This window comes from Flavobacterium limi (genome assembly GCF_010645075.1).
Lineage (GTDB): Bacteria > Bacteroidota > Bacteroidia > Flavobacteriales > Flavobacteriaceae > Flavobacterium > Flavobacterium limi.
This window is the reverse complement of sequence record NZ_JAADZV010000006.1, coordinates 222,925-248,776: the sequence shown is the minus strand read 5'-3', so window position 1 is coordinate 248,776 and position 25,852 is coordinate 222,925. Positions and strand designations below refer to the sequence as shown.

Annotated in this window: 27 protein-coding genes and 1 pseudogene; 11 read left to right on the top strand and 17 right to left on the bottom strand. The window is 33.0% G+C overall.

The genetic code is table 11. From position 1 onward, the window contains the following. Window positions 1-86: 86 nt before the first annotated feature. Window positions 87-512, top strand: a complete 426-nt coding sequence (locus GXM16_RS14160; RefSeq protein ID WP_163395138.1) for a hypothetical protein — start codon at window positions 87-89, stop codon at window positions 510-512. A 188-nt stretch (window positions 513-700) separates the two neighbouring features. On the opposite strand, the gene GXM16_RS14155 is transcribed toward GXM16_RS14160, so the two are convergent. Next, window positions 701-1,726 carry a helix-turn-helix domain-containing protein gene (locus GXM16_RS14155; protein WP_163395137.1) on the bottom strand — a complete coding sequence of 342 codons (1,026 nt, stop codon included), beginning with the start codon at window positions 1,724-1,726 and terminating at the stop codon, window positions 701-703. Between the two features lie 172 nt (window positions 1,727-1,898). On the opposite strand from GXM16_RS14155, the gene GXM16_RS14150 reads away from it, so the two are divergent. From GXM16_RS14150 to GXM16_RS14140, 3 genes are all read left to right on the top strand, one after another. Then, entirely contained in the window at window positions 1,899-2,393 is a 495-nt protein-coding gene (locus GXM16_RS14150) for a DNA-deoxyinosine glycosylase (RefSeq protein ID WP_163395136.1), read from the top strand. An 82-nt stretch (window positions 2,394-2,475) separates the two neighbouring features. Then, window positions 2,476-3,063, top strand: a complete 588-nt coding sequence (locus GXM16_RS14145) for a DUF4142 domain-containing protein (RefSeq protein ID WP_163395135.1) — start codon at window positions 2,476-2,478, stop codon at window positions 3,061-3,063. A gap of 80 nt (window positions 3,064-3,143) precedes the next feature. Continuing rightward, complete coding sequence (locus GXM16_RS14140) at window positions 3,144-3,578, top strand: DUF6526 family protein (RefSeq protein WP_163395134.1); 435 nt, start codon at window positions 3,144-3,146, stop codon at window positions 3,576-3,578. Between the two features lie 141 nt (window positions 3,579-3,719). Here the strand turns inward: GXM16_RS14140 and GXM16_RS14135 are convergent, their stop codons facing one another. From GXM16_RS14135 to GXM16_RS14120, 4 genes are all read right to left on the bottom strand, one after another. After that, window positions 3,720-4,943, bottom strand: coding sequence for a sterol desaturase family protein (locus GXM16_RS14135; protein WP_163395133.1), 1,224 nt, complete (start codon window positions 4,941-4,943; stop codon window positions 3,720-3,722). 234 nt (window positions 4,944-5,177) lie between these two features. Further along, window positions 5,178-6,464: a Glu/Leu/Phe/Val family dehydrogenase gene (locus GXM16_RS14130; RefSeq protein WP_188726547.1), complete on the bottom strand. Its 1,287-nt coding sequence runs from the start codon at window positions 6,462-6,464 to the stop codon at window positions 5,178-5,180. 471 nt (window positions 6,465-6,935) lie between these two features. Next, complete coding sequence (locus GXM16_RS14125) at window positions 6,936-7,790, bottom strand: DMT family transporter (RefSeq protein WP_163395132.1); 855 nt, start codon at window positions 7,788-7,790, stop codon at window positions 6,936-6,938. Window positions 7,791-7,886: 96 nt separating this feature from the next. After that, entirely contained in the window at window positions 7,887-8,798 is a 912-nt protein-coding gene (locus GXM16_RS14120) for an EamA family transporter (RefSeq protein WP_163395131.1), read from the bottom strand. A gap of 100 nt (window positions 8,799-8,898) precedes the next feature. Here GXM16_RS14120 and GXM16_RS14115 point away from each other — a divergent pair, with 100 nt between their 5' ends. After that, window positions 8,899-10,326 (top strand): aminotransferase-like domain-containing protein, encoded by a 1,428-nt coding sequence (locus GXM16_RS14115; RefSeq protein ID WP_163395130.1) that lies wholly within the window; start codon window positions 8,899-8,901, stop codon window positions 10,324-10,326. 83 nt (window positions 10,327-10,409) lie between these two features. Here the strand turns inward: GXM16_RS14115 and GXM16_RS14110 are convergent, their stop codons facing one another. The 10 genes from GXM16_RS14110 to GXM16_RS14070 all read right to left on the bottom strand — a co-directional run bounded on the left by GXM16_RS14110 (window position 10,410) and on the right by GXM16_RS14070 (window position 18,674). After that, window positions 10,410-11,357, bottom strand: coding sequence for a bestrophin family protein (locus GXM16_RS14110; RefSeq protein WP_163395129.1), 948 nt, complete (start codon window positions 11,355-11,357; stop codon window positions 10,410-10,412). Between the two features lie 114 nt (window positions 11,358-11,471). Continuing rightward, entirely contained in the window at window positions 11,472-12,194 is a 723-nt protein-coding gene (locus GXM16_RS14105) for an adenine nucleotide alpha hydrolase family protein (RefSeq protein ID WP_163395128.1), read from the bottom strand. Between the two features lie 76 nt (window positions 12,195-12,270). Further along, window positions 12,271-13,674, bottom strand: coding sequence for a sensor histidine kinase (locus GXM16_RS14100; protein ID WP_163395127.1), 1,404 nt, complete (start codon window positions 13,672-13,674; stop codon window positions 12,271-12,273). Between the two features lies 1 nt (window position 13,675). Then, entirely contained in the window at window positions 13,676-14,350 is a 675-nt protein-coding gene (locus GXM16_RS14095) for a response regulator transcription factor (protein ID WP_163395126.1), read from the bottom strand. A gap of 128 nt (window positions 14,351-14,478) precedes the next feature. Then, window positions 14,479-15,939 (bottom strand): magnesium chelatase, encoded by a 1,461-nt coding sequence (locus GXM16_RS14090; protein ID WP_163395125.1) that lies wholly within the window; start codon window positions 15,937-15,939, stop codon window positions 14,479-14,481. An 89-nt stretch (window positions 15,940-16,028) separates the two neighbouring features. After that, window positions 16,029-17,147: a vWA domain-containing protein gene (locus tag GXM16_RS14085; protein WP_163395124.1), complete on the bottom strand. Its 1,119-nt coding sequence runs from the start codon at window positions 17,145-17,147 to the stop codon at window positions 16,029-16,031. 106 nt (window positions 17,148-17,253) lie between these two features. Next, window positions 17,254-17,652 carry a YchJ family protein gene (locus tag GXM16_RS14080; protein ID WP_229684350.1) on the bottom strand — a complete coding sequence of 133 codons (399 nt, stop codon included), beginning with the start codon at window positions 17,650-17,652 and terminating at the stop codon, window positions 17,254-17,256. After that, the gene (locus tag GXM16_RS14075) at window positions 17,624-17,857 is read right to left on the bottom strand and encodes a hypothetical protein (protein WP_163395123.1); all 234 of its coding nucleotides are present in this window, start codon (window positions 17,855-17,857) and stop codon (window positions 17,624-17,626) included. The genes GXM16_RS14080 and GXM16_RS14075 overlap by 29 nt, the downstream gene beginning before the upstream one ends. 131 nt (window positions 17,858-17,988) lie before the next feature. After that, entirely contained in the window at window positions 17,989-18,132 is a 144-nt protein-coding gene (locus tag GXM16_RS22675; RefSeq protein WP_167519870.1) for a hypothetical protein, read from the bottom strand. Continuing rightward, entirely contained in the window at window positions 18,132-18,674 is a 543-nt protein-coding gene (locus GXM16_RS14070) for a hypothetical protein (protein WP_163395122.1), read from the bottom strand. The genes GXM16_RS22675 and GXM16_RS14070 overlap by 1 nt, the downstream gene beginning before the upstream one ends. 84 nt (window positions 18,675-18,758) lie before the next feature. On the opposite strand from GXM16_RS14070, the gene GXM16_RS14065 reads away from it, so the two are divergent. From GXM16_RS14065 to GXM16_RS14050, 4 genes and pseudogenes are all read left to right on the top strand, one after another. Beyond that, window positions 18,759-19,004 carry a hypothetical protein gene (locus GXM16_RS14065; protein ID WP_163395121.1) on the top strand — a complete coding sequence of 82 codons (246 nt, stop codon included), beginning with the start codon at window positions 18,759-18,761 and terminating at the stop codon, window positions 19,002-19,004. Between the two features lie 274 nt (window positions 19,005-19,278). Continuing rightward, entirely contained in the window at window positions 19,279-19,719 is a 441-nt protein-coding gene (locus tag GXM16_RS14060; protein ID WP_163395119.1) for a KTSC domain-containing protein, read from the top strand. Between the two features lie 260 nt (window positions 19,720-19,979). Then, window positions 19,980-20,741 (top strand): DUF4369 domain-containing protein, encoded by a 762-nt coding sequence (locus GXM16_RS14055; RefSeq protein WP_163395117.1) that lies wholly within the window; start codon window positions 19,980-19,982, stop codon window positions 20,739-20,741. 18 nt (window positions 20,742-20,759) lie between these two features. After that, window positions 20,760-21,146, top strand: a pseudogene (locus GXM16_RS14050) (peroxiredoxin family protein); the annotation flags it as partial. A 68-nt stretch (window positions 21,147-21,214) separates the two neighbouring features. Here GXM16_RS14050 and capA read toward each other — a convergent pair. Next, window positions 21,215-22,255: a cysteate synthase gene (gene capA, locus GXM16_RS14045; RefSeq protein ID WP_163395115.1), complete on the bottom strand. Its 1,041-nt coding sequence runs from the start codon at window positions 22,253-22,255 to the stop codon at window positions 21,215-21,217. 69 nt (window positions 22,256-22,324) lie between these two features. Next, the gene (locus tag GXM16_RS14040; protein WP_163395113.1) at window positions 22,325-24,385 is read right to left on the bottom strand and encodes a S9 family peptidase; all 2,061 of its coding nucleotides are present in this window, start codon (window positions 24,383-24,385) and stop codon (window positions 22,325-22,327) included. A 150-nt stretch (window positions 24,386-24,535) separates the two neighbouring features. Between GXM16_RS14040 and GXM16_RS14035 the strand changes: the two genes are divergently transcribed. After that, window positions 24,536-24,856 (top strand): YbaB/EbfC family nucleoid-associated protein, encoded by a 321-nt coding sequence (locus tag GXM16_RS14035; RefSeq protein ID WP_163395111.1) that lies wholly within the window; start codon window positions 24,536-24,538, stop codon window positions 24,854-24,856. A 12-nt stretch (window positions 24,857-24,868) separates the two neighbouring features. Continuing rightward, entirely contained in the window at window positions 24,869-25,843 is a 975-nt protein-coding gene (locus GXM16_RS14030) for a hypothetical protein (protein WP_163395109.1), read from the top strand. Window positions 25,844-25,852: the final 9 nt, after the last annotated feature.

The following is a 25,852-nucleotide window of genomic DNA, read 5'->3' as shown; positions in this document are numbered from 1 at the left end:
CACAAACACCAACCCCATAGGAATCCTATCGTGTGGTCTAAAAATAAAATTTCTTATACATCAACATTAGCAAAATATTATTTCAAATGAATAAAATTGAAATCAGGCAAAGAAAAAAAATTTTGCTGCTTTTTTTATTAATTACAACAGTTATTATAGTAGTAACAGGCTTCGGAGTTTTCTTCTCAGAAAAATATAAAGAAAATACTACTACAAAAATTAGTTTCTTTATTGGTGTTGTACTTTTTTGCTGTTTTATGTATTCTCCAGTAAGAAAGTTAATGAATAATCAAGCTATAATTATCTTTGATACTGATTCAATAATCTTAAACACTAATTTTCCTGTTACAATTAAAACAAAAGAAATAGAAGGCTTGTCAGTAACTTATGTTGACGAGAAAGGCTATTTTTTAAACATCAAAACAAAAGAAACTACTCATGAGACAAATATATCCTGGCTGGACAAAACTCCTGATGAAATTAAGGAACTAATTAAAGTGTACGAAAAATGATATTTAATCATAAGCCAACACAGCTGCTCCGCACGAATCATCTCGTGTGCCTTTTATATAAACTTCCTGAAATTCAAAAAACCAAAAATAAACTACTGAGAAACTAAGGTTTTTAGACCAAAAATAGTCTGTTATCAAAAAAGTACTAAATAATCAATAATAAACCTTAGCATCTCAGAGTTCTTAAATTATGCTGTAATAGCCAACTGATTTTGACTAAATTTATATTCTTTTGGACTGCAGTTGAATTTCTGCTTGAAGATTTTAGAGAAATAGCTTCTGCTGGTAAAACCGATACAATACACTATTTCGGAGATATTTAAATCTGAGTTTTTTATTAAAATTTCGGCTTTTAAAATTCGCATATGCGTGATAAAGTCATTTACCGTTCTGTCATGGATCATTTTAAAACCTTCCTGAAGTTTATTAGGTGACAGCCCTGATAGTTTACTTAACGATTTTATGGTAAACGGTTCTTCCGGAGTTTCTTTGATAAGGTCTGAAAGTTTTTTTATTTCTTCCATTTCTTTCAACGTAAGGCAGTTTGTTTCTTTCAGACAGTTATTCATATCATCAGAATGCTGTTGAATTTCCATTGCCAGAATAATTTTCAATATACCTTCTTTCAACAAATTACGAACAATTCCGCTTTCAGTAACAGCATTTAATTCCTCGATTTTTTCCGCTATTTTTAAATTATAAGAACCTACATAGAAAAAATTTCCTGAAAGGTTCTTTTCGAAAAAAGTTTCTTTTACTTTATCATTGAAAAAATTATTTTCGACAGAATGAGCATTTTGAGTTCCTACCACAATCAAAGTAACTTTTGTATTGGTATTCTTTTCAAAAAATAAAATATTATCTTCATTTTGTGTGGATGAAACTATAGCGGTCTGAAACTTTTTTAATTTTCTTTCAACACCTGACATTCCAAAACTATGGGATAAGCTTCCTTTTGAACAATAAGCAAAATAAACCGGTGAAATATTCGGGTTTCCAATACAGATTCTGACATCTTCAGAAAAAACCATATCAAATTGTAAACAGGAAACAGCATCACTAAAGGAAGAGCCTACAATGGTTCCTTTGGCAAAATTATTGCTGACTTCTAAAGCATATTCATCTGAGTCAAAAATTATTTTCCCTCCTAAACTTTGAGTTAGTTCTTCGAATATGTTTTTAATTTTATCGTTGTGTATAGTTACTATTTTCATTTTGCTCGGATTTAAATTCTAAAAAACTATCTTTATATCTTAAGAACAGGTATAATTATTTCTACCAAATGTGAATTCCAAAATTCGTCGAAAACACCATGAAATGTGTTATATAATTTTTCAGAATTGTTTTATAATTACTCCTACATTATTCTTTTTTAAATCCTTAAATATGAAAAGTTATTCTTTTGCCCCAATTGCTTCAACTGATGCAACTATCTTAATTTTAGGGACAATGCCAGGCACAAAGTCCCTTGAACTGCAACAATATTACGGGCATCCACAAAACAATTTCTGGCGCTTTATGTTTGAAATTTTAAATGAAGATTTTTCAAAAGAATATCAAACGAGAAAAAGTCTTTTAATCAAAAACAATATCGCCTTATGGGACGTACTGCAATTTTGCGAAAGAGTTGGAAGTCTTGACAGCGCCATTAAAAATGAAATCACAAATGATTTTGAACTATTTTTAAAAAATCATTCTAATATTAAAACCATTTTTTTTAACGGACAAAAAGCCGCTTCCTTTTTTAAAAAATACGTTACAATAGATAATAAGTACCAACTCATTACTTTGCCTTCAACAAGTCCTGCCAATGCAAGTAAGACCTTGGAATCAAAACTCAGTGAATGGAAAATTATCAGGCAGTTTCTAAAGTTTGAATGATATAACATTATCAAAACAAAGTATAAAACTTCTTCATTATGTTTAAATAATTTTATCATTATAAATTTTAACATACAAAATCATGAAAAAGATACTTTTAATAAGCAAAGTAGTTTTAGGAGCAGGAGTTCTGTTATTGAGTTTAAATTCTTGTAAAAATGAAACAAAACAGGAAGATCCTAAAGAAGTAGCCGAAGATCAAAATGAAGCAAAATTTGACAGCATTGATACTAAAGAAGATGATTCTGAATTTTTAGTTGATGCAGCGGAAATCGATTTGGCTGAAATTGAAATTGGAAAACTTGCTCAGACAAAAAGTACCAATGCCGAAGTTAAAAAGTTTGGTAAAATGCTGGTTGATGAACATACAAAATCAGCTGCAGAAGTAAAAACCATTGCTGGCAGCAAAAATATTTCATTACCAACTGCACTTACAGAAGAAGGAAAAGATGAATATGATAAGCTAAACGAGAAAAGCGGTGTTGATTTTGATAAAAAATTCGCCGATATGATGGTAGATGGTCATGAGAAAGCTATAGATAAATTTACCAAAGCAGCAGAAACAGCAAATGATGCAGAAATTAAAACATGGGCTTCGAAAAATGTTAGTACTTTAACGGCTCATCTTCAGCATGCAAAACAGCTTAAGGAAAGTTTAGATAAAAAATAAAATTGGTTACTTAGGTTTTATTTAGGTAAAAAGCTACTCTGTTTTAGGGTAGCTTTTTTAGATTTTATTAAACAATGATTATGAAAGCACAATCTTACAACAATCATGTGCGGTTTTATCCGCCACATCATTTTATATATTATCCGGTTTTGATAGCATTTATGTCTGCTTCAATTTACTTTATGTTTACCACTGCAGACAAACTCTTATGGGGTTTCATAACTGTAATTTTTATATTTCTTTTTTGCCTCGCTTTTATGCTGCGTCAGCATTATGCACTGATTTTACAAAACAGAATTGTAAAACTGGAACTCCGGTATCGTTATTTTGTATTAACCGGAACCAGGTTTGAAACCATTGAATACAAATTTACTGACGACCAACTGTTTTCACTGCGATTTGCTCCGGACTCTGAATTTTTAACGTTAATAGAACAAGCACTTAAAGAAAATCTCTCTGGTGATGCTATAAAACAGAAAATTAAACATTGGAAAGGGGATTATAATCGGGTATAAAAAGACTTTTATCACAGATCTTAAAATAAGCGAACCCGATATTCAGGCGATATCGGGTTTGGTTATTTAAATTAAAAAAAGTTTTAGAATAATTGTACTTACACCGACACTTTATTTGATCGCTTCTTAATTCTTTATTATTTATTCAGAAGTTTCCAACTGAAGCACCACATTCTGATAATGTTTACTTAGTGAAAACATTTGTTCTGCAAAAATCATAATCGCAAGTGGAACAAACAAAAATGTGATTAAATCTTCTTCGTATAAAAAATAGGTGGTTATGATAAATATTCGGCCATATTCGAGATAATACATCCATTTTCTCTGTTCTAATAAAGCACCACAATTTACCAGTGTAATCAGGATAAAAGACAAAACAAAAACTTTATCCAAAAGATTTAAAAGCTCGAAATAATACGTAAAAACAGTTAAAAATAAAGTACAGATTCCTAATTGGATATAAAGATAATTTCGGAATCTGAGCCTTTGATGCGGGTTGCTTTTATCCTGTAAAAATCGTTTTTCTAATATTGGCCTGATATCCTGATCCATATCAGCAGGACTTCCAAAAACGGCTTTCCATTTGGCTTTAAAACCTTTAGAACGTTTCCATAATTCATAAATCTCAAAGTAATAATGCGTATGCTGCCACATAAAACTGTAGCTTTTTAACGGATGGGTTAAACCGTATTTTGGTTTCTCTTCTTCCTCCTGAAAAGTGCCAAAAATGCGGTCCCAAAAAGTAAACATATCTCCGTAATTTTTATCTAAATATTTCTCGTCAGATGCGTGATGTACTCCATGAATGGATGGCGTTACAAAAATATATTCCACCCATTTTATTTTTCCTATAAGCTGTGTGTGCGTAAAAAACGAATAAGCACCATGAACAATCAGCATCGTAATCACCATTGCAGGATGAAACCCAACAAACGGAAGAACACACCAAAAACCAGTTCGTATAATAGCCTGAAATGTCGTGATTCGGGCTGCAGCGGTAAAATTAAATTCTTCGCTATGGTGATGTACAATATGTGCCGCCCAGAAAAAATTAACTTCATGCCCAAGCCTGTGGTACCAATACCAGACAAAATCGGTCGCCAGTATTAAGGCAAACCAGATAAAAGCATTGCTGGGAATATCGAAAAGCCTGTAGTTGTTATAAATAAAATAATACAACTGATAAAAACTTGCAGCAATAAAAAGATTGATTAGTCTTTCTGCAATACCAACACTAATGTTCGAAACAGAACTTTCGTAATTAAAAATCTCCGGTTTATTTCTGCGCTGCATCAGCTTATATTCCAAAAATAAAAAAATGAAAAACGCAGGCATTGCGAAAGCAAGAAAATTAATATGTTCCATTTTTAAAAATCATTTTTTTGACTATAAACAACTTAATATATTAACACATTAGGTGTAATTCGTTTTGATGATGATTTTCGTCAGTTAGAGTAATTTTCGATAGAAAATGGTATCGGGAACAGAAAAAATATCACTAAAAACTGTTCCCTATACATTTTTAATTTCCGTTTTTCTACACAAAAAAAACTCGAGCTGACGTTTTTTAATAATCACACCCAATGGGTTAAGTTATATTTAATTCTGTTTGAATTTTTCAGCTTCTAATGCTACCTCTTTTACAGCTTGTGTATCGGCTACTTTTTGCAAAGCGATAACATAAGCAGCAATACGAGGCGTCACATTGTGTTTTGAAGCAATTCTGAAAACAGTCTCAAAACCTTTTTCTAAAATATCTTCCAGTTTCTTGTTTATCTGATGGATTCTCCAGGATTCCAAAAGTGAGTTCTGAAGCCATTCGAAATAGGAAACTGTAACCCCCCCGGCGTTTGCCAGAATATCCGGAACAACCAAAACATTATTACCATGTAAAATTGCATCAGCATCAGAAGAAATTGGGCCATTTGCACCTTCAATAATTATTTTTGCTTTGATGTCGGCTGCATTATTTTGCGTAATCACATCTTCTTTCGCCGCCGGAATCAATACATCAACATCCAAAAGCAGTAATTCTTCATGTTTAATAGCAACTGAATTTGGATAACCTTTAATGCTCTTATTATTAAGATTATAATACAAAATCAATTCCGGAATGTTAAGTCCGTCAGGATTGTAGAATGCTTCTGAAACATCGCTTACAGCAACAACTTTTAATCCTTTTTCATATAAAAACAATGCCGAATGCAGTCCAACATTTCCAAATCCCTGAATTGCAACTGAAGATCTTGCCGGTCTCAGTTTCAGTTTTTGAAGAGCCAGAAGTGTAATAATGCTTACCCCTCTTCCTGTTGCCTCTACTCTTCCCAAAGATCCTCCGGAATGCAGGTGTTTTCCGGTTACTACAGCGTGAATTGTTTTCCCGTGAACCAAAGAAAATTCATCCATCAGCCAGCCCATTTCGTCAGGTCCGGTTCCCATGTCGGGTGCAGGAACATCTTTTTCAGGACCAAAAATATCAGATAATGATTTTGTATAGGCTCTGGTAATTTTCTCCAATTCTGTTTTTGAATGTTCTCTCGGATCGCAAATAATACCGCCTTTTGCTCCTCCAAACGGAATTCCCGTTACGGCAGATTTCCAGGTCATCCAGGCAGCCAGTGCTTTTACCTCATCAAGGTTTACGGCTGTGTCATAGCGAATTCCTCCTTTTGATGGTCCTAAGGCTGTGTTGTGAATAACACGATATCCTTCAAAGTTTTTAGTTGTTCCGTTATCAAGCGTAATCGAAAAATTGACCACAATTTGCTTTTCCGGTTTTTGCAATTTCTGTCTGATTGATTCATCAAGGTTTAAAATATCGGCTGCGATATTAAAACGGTCAATCATAGACTGAAAAGGATTCTGTTTAATTATTTCTAGGCTCATAATTTTTTGGTTTAAGATTTTTATTCAATTGATGTTGAAATTTTATATTTTAGATTCTTCTGCACATTACAAAAGAGTGTATCATATTTTCCTGACGTGATTGCTGCAGCTGCAACATGGAATCTTAGTAAGAATGCATTGCATCTGCGTAATGGTATATTTATTTGATCTCATATTGATGGTTTTAAATAAATTCTAAAAAAAGCCTTTCATGGGTATGAAAGGCTAAAAAAAAAAAAAATAACTAACAAGTACTTTCTCTATTAACGCCATTTCAAGACATGATTCAACATGCAGCACATCGCTAAGCTGCATCTGAAAGACATCATATTTCGATTATAGTTTTTCATTGTTATGGCAAATTTATAAATATATTTTATAAATTCTATAGAATTGGTAGAGTTATTTTTTAAAAAAAGGAAAAAAAATTATAAATCACTTGTAAATTAAGCCATTAACAAAAGATAAATTTTACTTGATTTGAGAGAAAACAATGAAAATAATCGCAATTAACGCTAAAACAATACCCAAAAAGTTTATTTTGGATAATTTCTCTTTAAAGAAAAGTACGCCTACAAGACTTCCTAAAACTATTACTCCCATATTCATTCCGGCAAAAACTGTAGAAGGATTTTCAGAAAATACTTTGTGCGCCTTAAGATAAAACAATATGTTACCAAAATTAAAAAGTCCAACCAATGCTCCAAAAAGGATATTTTTAAGTTGCAATCTTACTTTATTAATAACAGAATTATAAGTCACTACAAATAAAGAAACGGCTAAAGCAATATCAAAAACTATAAATAGAGAAGTTGAATAGGGTAAACTTTTATAAAGTGCAATCTGCTTAAAAAGAATATCGATTACTCCAAAACCTAATAAAACAATGGCAGGATAAATCCACTTATTATGTTCGTTTTGAGATGGTTTTCTCAAAATGAATAAAAGTGCCAGAAAACCAATCGCAAGCCCAATTATTTTATAAAGATTAAATTCTTCCTTAAAAATAAACCACGCAGCCAGTATCGGGATAAAAAGCGATAATCGTTGAGCTGCATCTGTTTTTACAATTCCCATATATTTTATAGAAGCAGCTAAAAACAAGAAAACGACAGGCAGTAAAATACCTACGGCCAAATAAATAGTCCAAGGAGCATTTGTGTTTACCTCAGCTAAATCTGGATTAAAAACAAAATAACAAAACAGGATGGCAAATACATAGTTAAAAGTAATTATCTGAACCGGATTGCAATTATAATTACGTGTAATTTTAAAAATGACACCTACTGTTACACTGCAGATAATACTTAAAATCAGAAACAACATATTATTATTTTTAGTGTAAAAATAGGGTTTAAAATCATTCAAAAAAGCCCGGACAGACTGAAAAATCTTCCGGACAGATATTTAATATTTATACATTTAGTTTTTGGCTGCTAATATGCCTTTTTGTTTCTTAGCAAAAATATGATGCGAGTTAAAAACCAATACGGCAATAAAAATAATACTGTATGCCAGGATCTGCAGCGGCGTAATTTTCTCTTTATAAACAAAACAAGCCAATCCAAAAGCAATCATTGGATTAATATTCAGTAACATGCCCACTGTTGAAGAATTGATTCCGCCCAATGCATATAAATTTAAAAATAATGGTATAATGGTAAAAAATATAGCAATGGTTTCGATACAAAAATAAAACGTAAATTCTGTCGGTACCGGACCACTATAAGCCGGATAAAACGGCAATAATACTAAGGCAGCCAGCGATATATGGAATGTCAGAATGATAAACTTGTCAAAACCTTTATTGATACGCTGACTTACTAAATAACACGCATAGGTAAATCCGATAATGATACTAAAAAACATATCCATAATATCGGCGTACGATAGTAATAAACAGCCTGAAATACTTAATCCAACTGCCAGCCACTGTGATTTGGCCAGTTTTTCATGAAGGATAAAATAAGCCAGCAAAGTTGTCAAAATAGGACAGACCAAATAGGCCAGCGAAGTCGCTTTTACAGTCACATGGTTCATAACATAAATAAATGTAAACCAATTGGCCATTAGAAAAAAGCTTCCGCCAATATTCAACAAAATCGTATTTCTTTTTTTAGGGACAGGCAAAGCCCTGAAAACTTCAATTGTTTCATTTATTTTTTTTCGTTTAAACAAAAAAGAAATCAGGAGCATTAAAATACTACAGCTAAAAACCCGATAAAATAAAATATCCATCGAAGCATATTCATGAATTGGTTTTAGCACAAGGCTAAAAAATCCCCAAACGGTATAAGCTGTGATGGCTGCTATGTAATATTTTGTAGTTTTCATGGGATTTTTTGTTTGATATTTTGATAAAGCAAATTTCTTAAAAATAAAACAGCAATACAGATACAGTTTTTGTAAATTGCAGCAGAACAGTTTTTTTTTTATGAAAAATTCAAATTACCTCTATTTACAGTTTGCCGATGTTATCGAAAAACAAATAAAATCAGGCCTTTTAAATGTTGGAGACAAACTGCCTTCGATTAGGGAAGTCTGTGCAGAAACGGGCTACAGCATGAGCACTGTCAGCAAAGCATATTACGAAATTGAAAGCCGGTCACTAATCGAGTCCAGACCTCAGTCAGGTTATTATGTAAGCAATATTTCTGCCCGGACAATTCCTGAACCCTCTGCCAGCAGTCCAATTTTAACCACTACAAATATTGAAAGGGAGGATTTAATTGACCTGGTTTACGGAAACATGACAAATAAAAATGTTACCATGCTTTCATTAGGCTTTCCTTCAAACGAACTTCTTCCAATTGCCAAACTCAATAAAGGAATGGTTCAGGCTATGCGGCAACTGCCAAATAGTGGAACCAGTTATGAAGAAATGCAGGGCAATGTTAATCTTAGAAAAGAAGTTGCCCGTTGGTCATTTGCCTGGGGAGGAACTTTAACTGAAGATGATATCATAACCACTCCGGGCTGTGTAAATGCTATCTCAAATTGCCTGATGGCTGTAACTAAACCGGGAGATACAATTATTACAGAAAGTCCGGTGTATTTTGGTGTATTACAATTAGCAAAATCATTAGGCTTATATGTTATGGAATTGCCTACCAATATAACTACCGGAATTGAATTGGAAGCTTTAAAAAAAGCCATCACTACCAAAAAAATAAAAGCCTGTGTGCTGATGAGTAATTTCAGCAATCCATCAGGAAGTATGATGCCTAATGAACATAAGAAAGAAACCGTTCGCTTAATGGAATTACATAATATTCCGCTTATTGAAGATGATATCCACGGTGATTTGTATTTTGGTTCCGGCCGGCCAACAAACTGCAAAACTTATGATGAAAGCGGAATTGTGATGTGCTGCAGCTCAGTTTCTAAAACTTTGGCTCCGGGATATCGGGTGGGCTGGGTTATTCCGGGAAAATTTAAAAAAGAAATTTTACGGACAAAACTCTATCATACGATCTCCTCTCCTACTATAACACATGAAGTTGTGGGTGATTTTCTTAAAAACGGAAGATATGAAAATCATCTTCGGAAAATTCGCCAGATATTGAATCATAATTGTAATAACTATATCAATACGATTTTAGAATCTTTTCCAAAAGGGACCAAAGTAAGTCAGCCACAGGGCGGTTTTTTTCTTTGGATAGAACTAGATAAAAAAATAGACACTGCCGAATTTTATCATCTGGCTATGAAACACAATATCAGCATTGCTCCCGGACGTATTTTTTCTTTTCAGGATCAATTTTCAAATTGCATGCGGCTTAGTTTTGGCTTGCCATGGACAAATGAATTGCGTGAATCCATACAAATTTTAGGAAAATTAGCAACACAACAAATTTTATAAGTATATTGATTTTAAACATAAAAAACCGGACAGTACAACTACTTACTGTCCGGTCAACAATTAAGACCAAGAATTAATTTAATTTACAAAACAAAATAAGCATTGCTGTCCACTTTTTTGGGATCGTTTTCTAAATCAAACTCTTTAAGAATATCAAATTCGCTTTGATATTCATTCAGCATTTGCTTAATATTTTTTTCGATTGTATTTGCAATAGTCGTAACAGGTGTATCTGTAGGTCTGTTTTCAAAAGGGTCCTGTAAATGAATCGCCATTCTTTCGATCAAAAAGAAAGCTCCGGCAATAGCAGTAATCAAAGGAATAGCAAACCAGCTTAAAACACTTGTAAGCCCAAAAGGAAGCAGTAAAATAAACAAACACAGTGTCAATCTAATATACAAGCTGTAAGTTGTTGGAAAAATGGTGTTTTTAATTCGTTCACATTTTCCCATTTCATCACATAATCTCGAAAGCGTATTGTCAATTTCTACCTGCTGATACATGTTGATGCGCTTCTCATTTTTAGCATTCCTGAGATCACGCGCATGCAGCATCAAAATAGCATTTGGTACGTTTTGATGATTTTTGATGTATTTTATTTCCTCTTCACTCATCAAACCTGCCAGTGGTTTTATAGCATCTTTGTTTCGAAGTGCCTGACCTAAACTATAGCACCATGCAATTTGTCGTTTGGCAAAATTTTCTTTGAATTCGCTTGCTTCAACAGAAAAATCCGGGTCTTTGTAAAATGTCAAAACCTGACGAATCAATGTCCTGGAATCGTTTACAACTGCTCCCCAGACAATTCGGGCTTCCCACCATCTGTCATAAGCCTGATTTGATTTAAAGGCCAATAATAAGGAAATAATCGTCCCAATCATAGTTGGAATCGCAATTGGAATATCTACAGGAAGATTGATGAAATAATGATGAAAAATTTCAAATAATATCGTGTAAGCCAATACGAGAACAATTTCTACTTTAATTTTCCCGAGAACGTACTTCATTGGTATTCTTTTCTTTAATAACATATTTTCGGTTTTAAATTAATTTTACTAGTTACTTAGTACTTAGTGATTAGTCCTTAGTTTTTCGCTAAAAAAGAGCTAATTACTAAGGACTTGGGGCTAATCACTAAGAATTAACTAAGCAATTTCCTCATATAATGAAAGTACTGGAAGCCCTGATTTTTCATTAATACTGTGTTTTTTTACTTTCTTAAATTTAATTTTTTCGCTTTTGCGTGTCTCTACCAATAAATCAATGTCATATTTTGAAATAGCCTCAGACAAATAAGGAGCAAATTGTTCATAATCATTATCAAAATTGCCTGTTTGGCTTACAATTTCAAATGAAAAATTAGCGCTTAAAAATTGCTGAACATCTTTAACATGCATATTGGCACTGCCATTTTCTATATAAAGCGCTTTATTAAAATCTTCTTTATTTACTTCAGTACCCAAATGTAAAATTGGACATTTTTGATTCCCGGCCAGTTTTACCAGATATTGATGAACCTTCTTGGTTTCTTGTTTATAAGATGGAGTCAGAATAACCAGCTTAACAGCAAAGGCTTCAATAATTCCTTTTAGAATAGATGCAGAAATTCCGTATTGATTGTGAACTTTTAATTTGCAATTGGCAGTATGTTCTATAATATAACGACAAGTTTCAAGAACTTCTTCCTGGCTTGGTGTAAGCGCAGTTCTCATTTCCCGTAAAAACTGCACAGAAGAAAAAGCATCCGGAGTATCGGAAACCATCATTAAAATAATTTCACAATTTGTATTTTTCGCCTGATTAATTGCTGATTTTACAGCGTTAATAGTATCAAGTTCTAAAGTAGTGGGTATAAGGAAATTTTTCATATGTATAAGTTTTAGTTTATACATACAAAATAAGATTACAAAAATTAGATACTGCTTAATCCAAAATTAGAATTTCCTAAGATTCAATATTAGAATTTTTAATACTAGCTCTTTTAGAGCTCTCTTTTTTGAAAATAATGGTCACAATTGTTCCTTTGTTTTGCTCGGACTGTACTTGTATTTCACCATCATGCATCCTGATAATTTTTGAAGCTAACGGAAGTCCTAAACCATAACCTATATATTTAGCTGCAATTTTACCCCTGAAAAAAGGCTCATACAAATGCGGGATATCTTCAGGCGGAATCCCGATTCCAATATCATTTATAGCAATTTTAATCCATTCGTTATTAGCCGAGAGTGTTACAAAAACCTCATTATTGTCTGAGTATTTCACTCCGTTTGTGATAATATTATTAATAGCTAACTCTAACAATGGCTTATTACATGGAATTAATAACAAATTTGAATCTTTAGGGGCAAAATTAAGTTTAACGCTCACACGGTTATCAGGATAAATTTTATCAAGATCGGATTTCACATCCATTAGTAACTCATCGATTCTGGCAATATCCTGTACCTGTTTTTTTCCGTCGTAACCTGTCTGTGTAAGCTTTAATAAGCTTTCGGTTAAATTTCCTAATTTTGAAGCCTGACTGTAGATATTTTCTAATGACTGAATATATTCAGAAATAGTTCTTTCCTTCAGAAGCATAATTTCGGACTCAGCAATAATAGTGGTTATTGGAGTTTTTAATTCGTGTGAAGCATTATTGATAAAGTTAGCCTGAATTTCGAAAGAAGTTTCCAGACGATCTAACATATCATTGAAAGTATGCGTAAGATCTGAAATCTCATCTGAGTTTTTGACTTCCGGTAATCTGTTATGCAAATTAGAAGCACTGATTCTATTTACCTCTTTTGTAATTCTGGCTACTGGATTAATTACCCTAATGGCTAATATTCTCCCAAAAAGGAAGGCCAGAATTATGAAGCCAATACCTCCAAAAATCAATATTTTCGCTATATAAACTGTCGTTGTTTTCCCTCTTCGGTCTCTTGCTCCTACTATCACAATGTATTTTTGATCGTTTTCGGTAAAAATCTGACCCAGATAATATTTGCTGTTAACTTCGAAGTAATCTTTTCCGGTACTTAAAATATTAGAATAAAACTTATTAGGTAAATTAAGCTTCGTATTATAATCAAAGCTGTTTGCACTATTTATTTTAAGAACATATTCTTCTTCTTCAATAAGTTCTTCCAGTCCGTTCTTTTTAAGATTGCTGTAATACTTGCTTTTTTCAGGATCATTCTGAAAATGAATTGAAGCCACAATTTTTGCCCTGTCTTCTAATCGTTTTAGAAAATGATATCTGTTATTTTCCTGAAACAATACAAAAACAATTACACACAATAGCAGCGTACTAAAGGTAGAAAGGGCAACATAAGTAAAAGTAATTTTTTTTCTTATATCCATTTTATGGCTGTATAACGTACCCCAGACCTTTCATGGTATGAATAAGTTTGGTTGTAAAAGGTTTGTCTATCTTTTTTCTTAAGTAATTGATGTAAACATCTACCACATTAGTATTCATATCAAAATTAATATCCCAGACATTATCTAAAATCTGATCTCTGGAAACAATTCTTCCCGTATTTTTAGCCAAATAATATAATAACTTGAACTCCTTTGCTGTTAAAATGATCGGTTCTCCTTCGCGTTTTACTGTTTTGGCATTAGTGTTTATTTCTAAGTCGCCAATGATAATAGAATCTGCCTTTTCTGTTTCGAGATTAGCCCTGCGATTTAATGCATTCACCCTTGCATCAAGTTCTCCGAATTTGAAAGGTTTCACCAAATAATCATCAGCACCGGCATTGAGTCCGGTTACAATATTTTCTGAAGTGCCAAGCGCTGTTAAAAGCAAAATTGGTACAAAATTTTTGGCTGCCCGTAATCTTCTGCAAATTTCGATCCCGTTAATGTCCGGCAGCATTACATCCAGAACTACTACGTCAAAAGTATAATTATGAATCATTTCCAATGCTGTTGTACCGTCAAGTGCCACGCTGACATCTTTATTGTTTTCAGCGAAACCTTTACGTAAAATAGAAAGCAGATTTGGTTCGTCTTCGACTATGAGTAATTTCATAATTATTTGCTATATCGTTTACAAAAATAAGGATTGAAATGCATATGATTCTCCTAAAACAAAAAAAGGTTAAAAATAAAAAACCCGACGAGTTAAAACTGTCAGGTTTAATGATAGCCTATTTTAAATTACAATTTACTAATATAACTTCCATACATATCTTTAAACTGGTGCCCTTGAGCAAAACGGTCCTTGCTTAGTTTTTTATATTCTACCAAGGCCCATAAAATAAATTCCTTCATAAAATAAAGATCCTTTTTGTCTAATTGTGGCTGATATTTTTTAACCAAAATATCCAAAGGCGTAACTTCATCTAAAATAGTTTGATATTCAGCATCCGAAGCTTCATCTAATAATTCGAAACCGTTTTCTGCAAAAAACCATTCTGTCAAATCAGAATAAGGTGTCTTTTCACCGGGTTTTTCTAATTTTTCGATCTTCGGAAAGAAATCAGAAAATAAAGTTCGAATTGCCGAACCAATTAAACTCTGCGCTACAGAAGCAGCTCCCTCCTGCTCACCTTCGTAAACCAACTCAACTTTTCCGGTAATTGCGGGAATGATACCTATAAAATCTGACAAACGTAAAACAGTTTTATCAGTTCCTGCTTTTAAGGCACGACGCTCAGCGGTGCTTATTAAATTCTCAAAAGCGGTAATACTCATTCTGGCACTTACGCCACTTTTATTATCGATGTATTCACTGTCACGGGCTTCGAAGCTAATTTGCTCTAAAATATCCCTAGCCAGACTTGGAACATGAACAATATCAGTTTGATTTTGGTCTAATTTAGACTCCTGTTCAGTAATTGTTCTGGCAATAGCCACACTTTCAGGATAATGTGTCAGGATTTGAGAACCAATTCTGTCTTTCAAAGGAGTTACAATACTTCCTCTGTTCGTATAATCTTCCGGATTTGCTGTAAAAACAAACTGCATATCAAGAGGCATCCGCAATTTAAAACCTCTTATCTGAATGTCTCCTTCCTGTAAAATATTAAAAAGTGCTACCTGAATTCTGGCTTGTAAATCCGGTAATTCGTTAATTACAAAAATACAGCGATTTGCCCTCGGAATCATTCCGAAATGAATCACACGATCGTCTGCATATGACAATTTTAAGTTTGCCGCTTTTATAGGGTCAACATCTCCGATCAAATCGGCAACCGTAACGTCCGGAGTTGCTAATTTTTCAAAAAAACGTTCACTTCTGTGTAACCATGAAATAGGGGTTTCATCTCCTTTTTCTTCGATTAAATCTTTTGCAAAACGCGAAATTGCATTCAGCGGATCATCATTAATTTCAGAACCTGTCACAAACGGAATATACTCATCTAATAATTCGATCATTTTACGTGCCAAACGCGTTTTTGCCTGCCCGCGAAGTCCTAATAAATTAATATTATGACGAGATAAAATTGCTCTTTCAAGCTCAGGAATTACGGTGTTTTCGAATCCGTGGACACCTTCAAAAACTGCTTGTCCTGATTTAATTTTATCCCGAAGGTTATTACGCAATTCGTCTTTGACAGATTTTGTTTTATATCCTGAGGCTTTTAATTGACCTAATGTTATGTTGTTTATTTCCATTTTTTATTGAAATATCAATTTGTTATTGAATTATGTTAAAATTGTATTAGACGCACTGCTATACCTCTCTACATGAAAATCTTTGAAACTTATTTAACCCTTTTCTTCCTATTCGTTTCATAATCCTCAAAAATCATTTCTCCTAAACCTTTTAATCCGGTATAAAAAGCTTTTCCCTGATTTGCTTCTGTAAACTGATTCACAAAACGTTGTAAATAAGGATCTCGTGCTATCATAAAGGTAGTAATTGGAATATGAAGTTTTCTGGCCTGTTGTGCCTGTGTGTAACATTTATCAACAATGTATTCATCGAGACCGTTGCTGTTCATATAATATGAACCATCTCGCTCACGTACACAGCTTGGTTTGCCGTCTGTAATCATAAAAATTTGCTTGTTGGTATTTCGCTTTCTTCGCAAAATATCCATTGCCAACTGCAAACCTGCAACAGTATTGGTATGATACGGTCCTACCTGTAAGTACGGTAAATCTTTAATAGGAATTGTCCAGGCATCGTTCCCAAAAACCAGAATATCTAAAGTATCTTTTGGATAACGCGTTGTAATTAATTCTGCCAAAGCCATGGCCACTTTTTTAGCAGGGGTAATTCGGTCTTCGCCATACAAAATCATACTGTGGCTGATGTCTATCATAAGGACGGTACTCATTTGGGCTTTGAATTGGGTTTCCTCCACAACCAAATCATTTTCGGTCAGCATGAAACTTTCAACACCATTATTGATTTGGGCGTTTCGCAAACTTTCTGTCAACGAAATACGTTCCAGACCATCTCCGAAATTAAACTCACGGAATTCGCCTGTATGTTCATCACCGTTTCCGGCATGTTTGGTTTTGTGATTTCCGTTTCCGGCACGTTTTAAATTCCCGAAAATCTGATCTAAGGCCTGCTGACGTATCGCCCTTTCTGTTTTGGCTGTAATTCCAAAACCGGGAGTTCCGTCATTTTTAACTTCGTCCTTTATATATCCTTTTTTCTTGAGATCCTCGATAAAATCATCAATTGTGTAGTTTTCGTCAGTTAGCTTATATTCCTTATCCAACTCCCGAAGCCAGTCAATAGCTTCGTCAAAATCACCCGAAGTATGGGTAATAAGCTCTTTGAAAATTCCAAAAAGTTTTTCAAACGGAGACTGAAAAGGTGCTTCGTAAGTCTTAAAATAAAAACCTTTTTTAAATTCGTTTTTCATAGTTCTAAAATTACTCTTTTTTAGAACTGTGAAAAACGAAACGTTTATTAATTTTTAGTTAAAGTATTTCAATAAAACGAATCAAAATTAGCGATAATACTGACAATTATTCAAAGCTTCCGTCAACATAATACCATGCACCATTTTCGAATTTAAAAGATGAAAATTCATGATGGATTTGCGGTTTCTGATTTTCATCAAAAAAATAGGCATTAAACTCCACCTTATCTTCTGTATAATATAAAATTTCCAGTTGTCGCCATTTATTACTCGTCGCCCATTTTAGAATTTCAGCTTTTGTATAATATTGCCTTTCTGAAACATAAGTTGTTTCCAAAAGATAATCGGCATTATGAGTTGCATAAGCCGAATATCTGGAACGCATTAAAGCCAATGCTGTTGGAGCCTTTTGATTATTTTGAAGATACAATCCACAGCAATTTTCAAACAGCAGACCTGTATCACAAAAGCATTTCTTATTCTCCATCAACCGGTTCTTCTCCATTAATTTTTACATGAAGCTGATTCAATAAAACCTGATATCGGCTTATTTCTCTCACTTCTTCATCTTCTTCCGCAAAGTCAATCATTTCGTCTAATACATCACTCACTTCAAGCAATTTATTATTTGCTTCTCTGTTGTCTTCTGCAGCAATCAAATCAATGATTTCCTGTACGCTCGCTTTTAAACTTTCAAATTTAGTATTCATCTTAATATTTGTATTTTCGTTATCAAAATTTGGGTGTGACCCGCAAAAAAAGCGGTCGCGTTTTCGGCTTTATCTCTTTATCATTACGAGGATATGACCTCTGCCGCTCACGCAAAAAACAGAACTTTTATCTATTCCTGATCTTTTTGATTAAACTTTTTAATAATTTCTTTTAGCTTTTCCTTTCGAGCAATCTCAGCCTGTTTAGCTTTATTTTGGGCTTTGTGCAATTTATCATTGTGCTTCTTTATATTCCTTTCGTTGTTGCGTCCCATTATATTTCTCTTTTAATTTCGTCTAAAGTCTTCTCTGTGTAAATCAATTCCTCAATGATTTGTTTTCTTAAGCCAGTAATATCATCGTAGTTAAAATACTTTGCCCAAGAAGTCAGCTGTTGCAAATTCCTGATTTGTTTTATCCGTTTTGTGGTTTCAAAACTTGTTCTCAGAATTGCTTTTTTATTATATTCCGGATTATTTTTATGCTGATAAGTTACGGTGTTTTTATCATAATTCGCTTCTATATAGTATAATTTTTCTTCCGAATTATCAGGATAAAACTCACTCCAGGCTGCAAAACCTATTTTTGTTTTCAAAGGAGTTTCCGGCTCCCTTGCAACTAATCTCCATTTGCTGTTGGCTAATCTTCCCCAATGATTTGAAACGCGATACATCCCGGCTTCAGTATAATAATAGGTACTGCCTGCTTTACTTGCAAACTGAATTTTCAATCCCTCAATAGCTTCCGGCAATACTTCATTAAAAACACAAAATGTATTTTTAAAGGAATTAGGATGTGGCTTAAAGTTTTTTTGCATGTGCAAATATACTCAGATTGTCACGAACTCCCTAAAACAAACGAAAATTGATTAACTTTACAGCTTTAATTTAAAACACAAACTATGTCTAAAGATTCACAAGAAAAAATGCCCCAAAAAGGAATTTACACCGGCATCATCGAAAAAGATGAAAACAACAATTATTTTTGTGGGGAATATCTTTTAGATTACAAAATTGCGCATTCAAACTTCACTATTGGAGATTGGGTTACAATCAAATCAGTCATTGAAAACCCAAGTGATATCAGTTATGACAAATATCCGAAGAAATCAAAAAACTTCGATAAAGCTAATCATAAGCCTGAATAATTTTTTGTTTCAGCTTGTTTTACTGCAAAGCAAACAAAAATATACACAATGCCCACAAAGCTTTGCGGGCATTGTTTTTTTTAAACACCAGACTTCCTAAAAATCTTTGCGCTCTTTGAGGTTACTAACTTCGTAACTTCAAACCTGATACAAAATCAAATATTTTTTCTATCAAAAGTAAAAAGTTAAAAAAAAGTGTACCTTTGCAAAAAATTTGTCTTTTTGAACAATTAACATCAATTTCAAACTAATAGACAAGTAGTTACCTTTATTTATGAAAAAAATAGTTGAATACAGAAAGTTACTAAACGTAGACAAAACTGCAGAATTAAAAGATTTAAAAACCATTTATCGTAATGCGATGAAAGAAGCTCATCCTGATAAATTTCAGGGAGATGACGCCGGTTTAAAAGCTGCAGAAGAAAAAAGTAAGGCTATCATTGAGGCATACCACTTTTTGGTAAGTATTAATCCTGAAACGATTAAAGCTAATTTACCTGAATATACTGAAACAATTTCGACTTGTTCAATTACAGATTATAAATTTGTTGAAGGTCGTTTGATTATCGATTTTTCTAACGGCAGTGTTTATGAGTACATTAGTGTTCCTAAAGCTACTTATGTAAAAATGGTAAACGCTGATTCTCCTGCAAGATTTGCAAAAAGACATATTTTAAACTCTTTCACCTGGAGAAAGAAAACAAATCAGGAATAGATTTCTCTAATAATATTTCCAAAGGCGTTCTGGTGTCAGAACGCCTTTTTTTATGCTAAAAATTATCTCAATCATCTGTTTAATTCTGAATAATAAAATTTTTAGCTGTTTTATAACGATCAAAAAACAAATAAAACTTTGTTTTTCAATTATTTAACCCATAAAAAACTATAACAAAATTTTAGGCAGTAAAATTGTTGATGTTTTATAATTTTAAATACTTTTGTTGCACAAATCAATTAACTAATTAATTTTTTATAATGAAAAAAATATTTTTTTTACTTACCGCTTCTGCAGCGATAATTTCTTGCAGCAAAGTTAAAGACGGAGAATTCCTTATTACCGGAACTGCAAAAGGAATCGAGAACGGAAAAACAATTATTCTTCAGGGTCAGGATCCAACAACAATGGCTGTTTTAGCACTTGATACTGTAAAAGTTGAAAATGGAAAATTTGAAATAAAAGGAAAAGTTACTGAACCTGCTTTTCACACTTTAATTGTTCAGGATTTACAAGGTCCGGTTCCGTTTATCTTAGAAACTGGTGAAATTAAAATTGAAGTTGATAAAGATAGTATTCATAAATCAAAAATTTCAGGAACTTACAGCAATGATGAGTATGTGAAATTCAACGAGGATCTTACTAAAGTTCAGAAGAGATTAATCGATTTTCAGAAAAAAAACACTCAAACTATGCAGACTGCTCAGCAAAAACAAGACACAGCAGTTATCAATGGTTTAATGAAAGAATATATGGCTATTCAAACTGATGTTCAGGCTGAATCTAAAAAGAAATATACTGCTTACGCTGAAACACATCCAAAATCATTTATTTCAGTTTTAATTGTTCAAAGTCTGATTAATGACCCAAGCTCTGATTTCAAAAAAACAGAAGGCTTATACAACTCTCTAGATGAGTCATTGAAAAATACAAAACCAGGAAAAGCGATTAAAGAAAAAATTGGTCAAATGAAATTGCCTGCAGTTGGTGCATCAGCTCCTCCGGTTGGCAGCGCTAAATGAAGATCAGATTTTTCAGCTCCTAATCCGGAAGGTAAAACAGTATCGCTTAAAGAAAGTTTAGGAAAAGTAACAATTGTAGATTTTTGGGCCTCATGGTGTGGGCCATGCAGAAAAGAAAACCCTAATGTTGTAGCAATTTATAAAGAACTGCACTCAAAAGGATTAAACATAATTGGTGTTTCACTGGATAAGGAAGCATCAGCCTGGAAAGAAGCCATAGCAAAAGACAATTTAAACTGGACACACGTTTCCAACTTAAAGTTCTGGGATGAACCAATTGCAAAACAATATGGCGTAGAATCTATCCCTGCAACCTTTATACTTGATTCATCAGGAAAAGTCGTTGCACAGGACTTAAGAGGCCCTGAATTAAGAGCAAAAATTTTAGAGCTTTTAGCCAAATAAACCCAACAAAAAACTCCAGATTTTCATCTGGAGTTTTTTGTTTTATAATTAAAAGTAATTTTAATAAATTACTTTACAAATTCAATCTTTTGAACTTCTTCTTCATTCACACTATCAAAGAATCCTTGTTCGTTCATCCATTCATCACTGAATACTTTACTCATATATCGAGAGCCATGATCAGGGAAAATTGCAATAATATTACTATCCTCAGTAAATTCCCCTTCTTCAGCGTATTGTTTAATTGCCTGCATTACAGCACCAGAAGTATATCCTACAAACAAACCTTCTTTACGTGTAATCTCTCTGGCAGAATGAGCACTTTCTTCATCTGTTACTTTCATGAATTTATCAATCATATCGAAATCAGTTGCAGACGGAATTAAATTTTTACCCAAACCTTCAATTCTGTAAGGATAAATTTCTTTAGTATCGAATTCTCTTGTCTCGTGGTATTTTTTCAATACTGATCCGAAGGCATCAACACCTAAAATCTTAATATTTGGATTTTGCTCTTTCAAAAATTTTGCAGTTCCGGAGATTGTTCCTCCTGTTCCGCTGCAAGCAACAAGGTGTGTGATCTGACCTTTGGTTTGCTGCCATATTTCTGGACCGGTAGTATTGTAGTGTGCATCAATATTTAACTGGTTAAAATATTGATTAATATAAACGGACCCTTTAGTTTCTTCATGTAAACGTTTTGCAACGTTATAATACGATCTTTCATCATCTGCTGAAACGTGTGCCGGACAAACATAAACTTTCGCCCCTAAACTTCTCAACATGTCAATTTTATCTTTGGATGATTTTGAACTTACTGCCAATATGCAGTTGTAGCCTTTTATGATGCTTACCATAGCCAAACTAAAACCTGTATTTCCGGATGTTGTTTCAATTATGGTATCACCTGGAGATAAAATCCCTCTTTTCTCTGCTTCTTCAATGATATATAATGCTATTCTATCTTTCGACGAATGTCCCGGATTAAAAGCTTCTACCTTTGCGTAGAAATTTCCTTCTAGCCCTTCGGTGACTTTATTTAGCTTAATAAGTGGAGTATTACCTATTAATTCTAAAACATTATTATAAGCATTTATTTCTTCTTTCATAAAAAAATAGTTAATCAAGACCTTTTTTAATAAGCCCGATAGGTTGCAAATTTAACAAAAAATTTCTAATTAGCTTTGAATTTTCTCTAAATCTAATAAAAAACTAAATTCCTTTGCTAAGTCTTTTAAAGCCTGAAAACGCCCCGAAGCCCCGCCATGACCCGCATCCATATTAGTGTCCAAAAACAGCACTGTATCATTTGTTTTTAAACTCCGGAGTTTAGCCACCCATTTGGCAGGTTCCCAATATTGAACCTGCGAATCGTGCAGGCCGGTAGAAACATACATATTAGGATATTTTTGCTCTTTTACATTATCATATGGCGAATACGATAACATATAATCATAATATTTTTTATTATTCGGGTTGCCCCACTCATCATACTCTCCTGTTGTCAGCGGGATACTATCATCCAGCATTGTTGTAATAACGTCTACAAAAGGAACCTGAGCAATAACTCCATTATACAATTCCGGGGCTTCATTTACGATAACTCCCATCAAAAGTCCTCCGGCCGATCCTCCCTCTGCATACAAATGTTTTGCAGAAGTATATTTCTCGTTTATTACAAATTTAGAGCAATCAATGAAATCTGTAAAGGTATTTTTCTTTTTTAACAGTTTTCCATCTTCATACCATTTTCTCCCCAAATCTTCACCGCCCCTAATATGAGCAATAGCGTAAATAAATCCGCGGTCTAACAGGGAAAGTCGTGTAGAAGAAAAATAAGTTTCCATAGTTATCCCATAAGAACCATAGGCATATAGCAATAAAGGATTTTTACCATTTTTTTCTAAATCTTTATGGTAGACCATCGAAATTGGCACTTTTACGCCATCTCTTGCTGTTACCCAAACTCTCTCTTCAACGTAATTGTTTTTATCAAATTTCCCACCTAAAACCTCTTGTTCTTTTAAGATTTCTTTGGTTTTGGTTTTCATATTAAAATCAATCACAGATGATGGTGTTGCCAGTGATTGATAGCTGTAACGCAAAACATCGGTATCAAAATCAATATTAGTTGTTGTATAAGCATTATAAGTTTCACTCCCAAAAGGCAAATAATAGTCCGGTTCGTCATTCCATGGTATGATTCGAATATGATTTAAACCGTTTGATCGCTCCTCAACCACCAGATAATTTTTGAATATTTCAATATCTTCCAGCAAAACATCTTCACGATGCGGAATAAGATCTTTCCAGAATTTTTTTTCAGTTCTGTTTTCAGGCGTTTTCATTAACTTAAAGTTGGTTGCCTTATCTTTATTCGTCAAAATATAAAATGAGTCTTCGTAATGAGAAATACTGTATTCTAAACCTCGTACACGCGTCTGAAATATTTCAAATTCTCCATCAGGATTATCCGAATTCAAAATTCTGTATTCAGTTGTCAAAGTACTTCCTGAGCCAATAACAATATATTTTCTGGATTTTTCTTTACTTACAGAAACATTAAAAGTATCATCGGTTTCATTAAAAACCAAAACATCAGCTGCAGAATCTGAATTTAATTTATGTCTGAATACTTTATCTGATCGTAAGGTAACTTCATCTTGTCTAACATAAAAAATAGTATTATTATCATTTGCCCAAACTGATTCCCCGGTTACATTTTCTATTTTTTCCGGAAGAATTTCCCCTGTTTCTAAATTTTTAACCTGAATGGTGTAAATTCTTCTTCCTATAATATCAACACTGAAGCTGGCAAATCTATTGTCAGGACTAACACTTAGCCCTCCTAATTTAAAATACGCATGTCCTTTTGCTAATTCATTACAATTAAACATGATTTCTTCAGCAGCAGAAAGACTTCCTTTTTTTCTCGAAAAAATTGGATAATCCTGTCCTGTCTCAAAACGGGTAATATAGTAATATCCATTATAATAGTAAGGAACAGATGAATCATCTTCTTTAATTCTTCCTTTCATTTCTTCATACAAAGATTCCTGTAAATCTTTTGTATGTACAGTCATTTTTTGATAATAATCATTTTCCTTATTCAGATAATCAATAACCTCCGGATTTTTTCTGTCATTTAACCAGAAATAGTTATCTGTTCGGATTTCTTTATGTTTTCTTAATGATTTTGGAATTTCTTTTGCTTTTGGAGCTACTATATCGTTTTGCATTGATTTAATTAAGCATTAGTTTTTAAATACGAGAAGCAAAAATAGTACAATCACAACAGAACGAAAATTAAATTTTTCATAAAAAAATCCATTGTTTTCATATAGCAATATACTAATTTTGTATGAAATAATTTAAAAATCAAACAAAAAATGGATTTAATGGGAATGATGGGCAAACTTAAAGAAACCCAGCAAAAAATTGAAGATACCAAAAAACGTTTAGACACTGTTTTAATTGACGAACAAAGTGCTGATGGATTATTAAAGATAACAATTACTGCAAGCAGAAAAATCAAAACAATTTCAATTGATGATTCTTTACTGGAAGACAAAGAACAACTGGAAGATTATTTAATCGTGACCCTGAATAAAGCTATCGAAAAAGCAACCAGCGTTAACGAAAGAGAATTAGATGCTGTCGCAAGAATGGATATGCCATCTATTCCAGGAATGGATAATTTATTTAAATAATTCGATTTATTTATGAAACTAACATACAAAACTCTGGCAATTAGTTTTGCCAGTTTATTTTTATTTTCGTGTGATCCATTAGACTCAAAGGATGAATCTGTTAAAGATGATTATAGTTTTTTAACTGTAAATGAATGGGGAGAAATAAATAAAATTGGAAATAACAGCGGAAAAATAACAGCTTATGATCAATTCGACGGTATAAAAACCAATGCTATTAATTTGAACACCGTTGCTTCAAATTCAGATAAAATATTTCTGGCTGAACATTATCCAGCACCCAATGAAAATCTTTTTATTTTTGACAGAATAACCCGAAAAACTACTTCAAAAAAATTAGTTTATCCAAATGAAATAGCTAGCGATGAGCCCGTTCTAATTTCCCTTACATGGGATAATTCAAAAAAAACACTTTTCGGTATCGTGGCAGGCAATATGTACAGTAATGCAAAAAACAATTCATATTTTGTAAAAATTGACCCTAACACTTCTGAAGTTTTTTACTTAGGCTTAAATTTTGACCAAATTGCATCAAGTTCAAGTTTTTTAAATGAAAATAAACTTTATACCACTCACGGGACTGGTGATACATTTGAGATCAATACAGATGATAATACGGCAAAAAAGGTATCATTATTCAACAATTTAAATACGCCTTTTTACAAAGCTGCTTCTTATAATAAAGATATTATTTTTTGCTTAAAAAGTAATAGCCAAAACGGAACTGCAACAATCACAAAAATCAATTTAGCAGATAACTCTTACGAAGACTTTTTAGAAAATGAAACTTTAAGAATTGGAGGAATCCCAAGTGGTAAAGGTTTTATAGATCAATTAACCTCAGAATATGTATGCTATTTACAGAAAGATGATGACTATATCATGTTAAGATACAATATCTTAACAAAAAAATACAAATATTCAAAACTGAAATCAGATAAATCAATAATTAATCAGCTTACGATTATTGATAGAGTAAACAACTAAAAAAAAAGC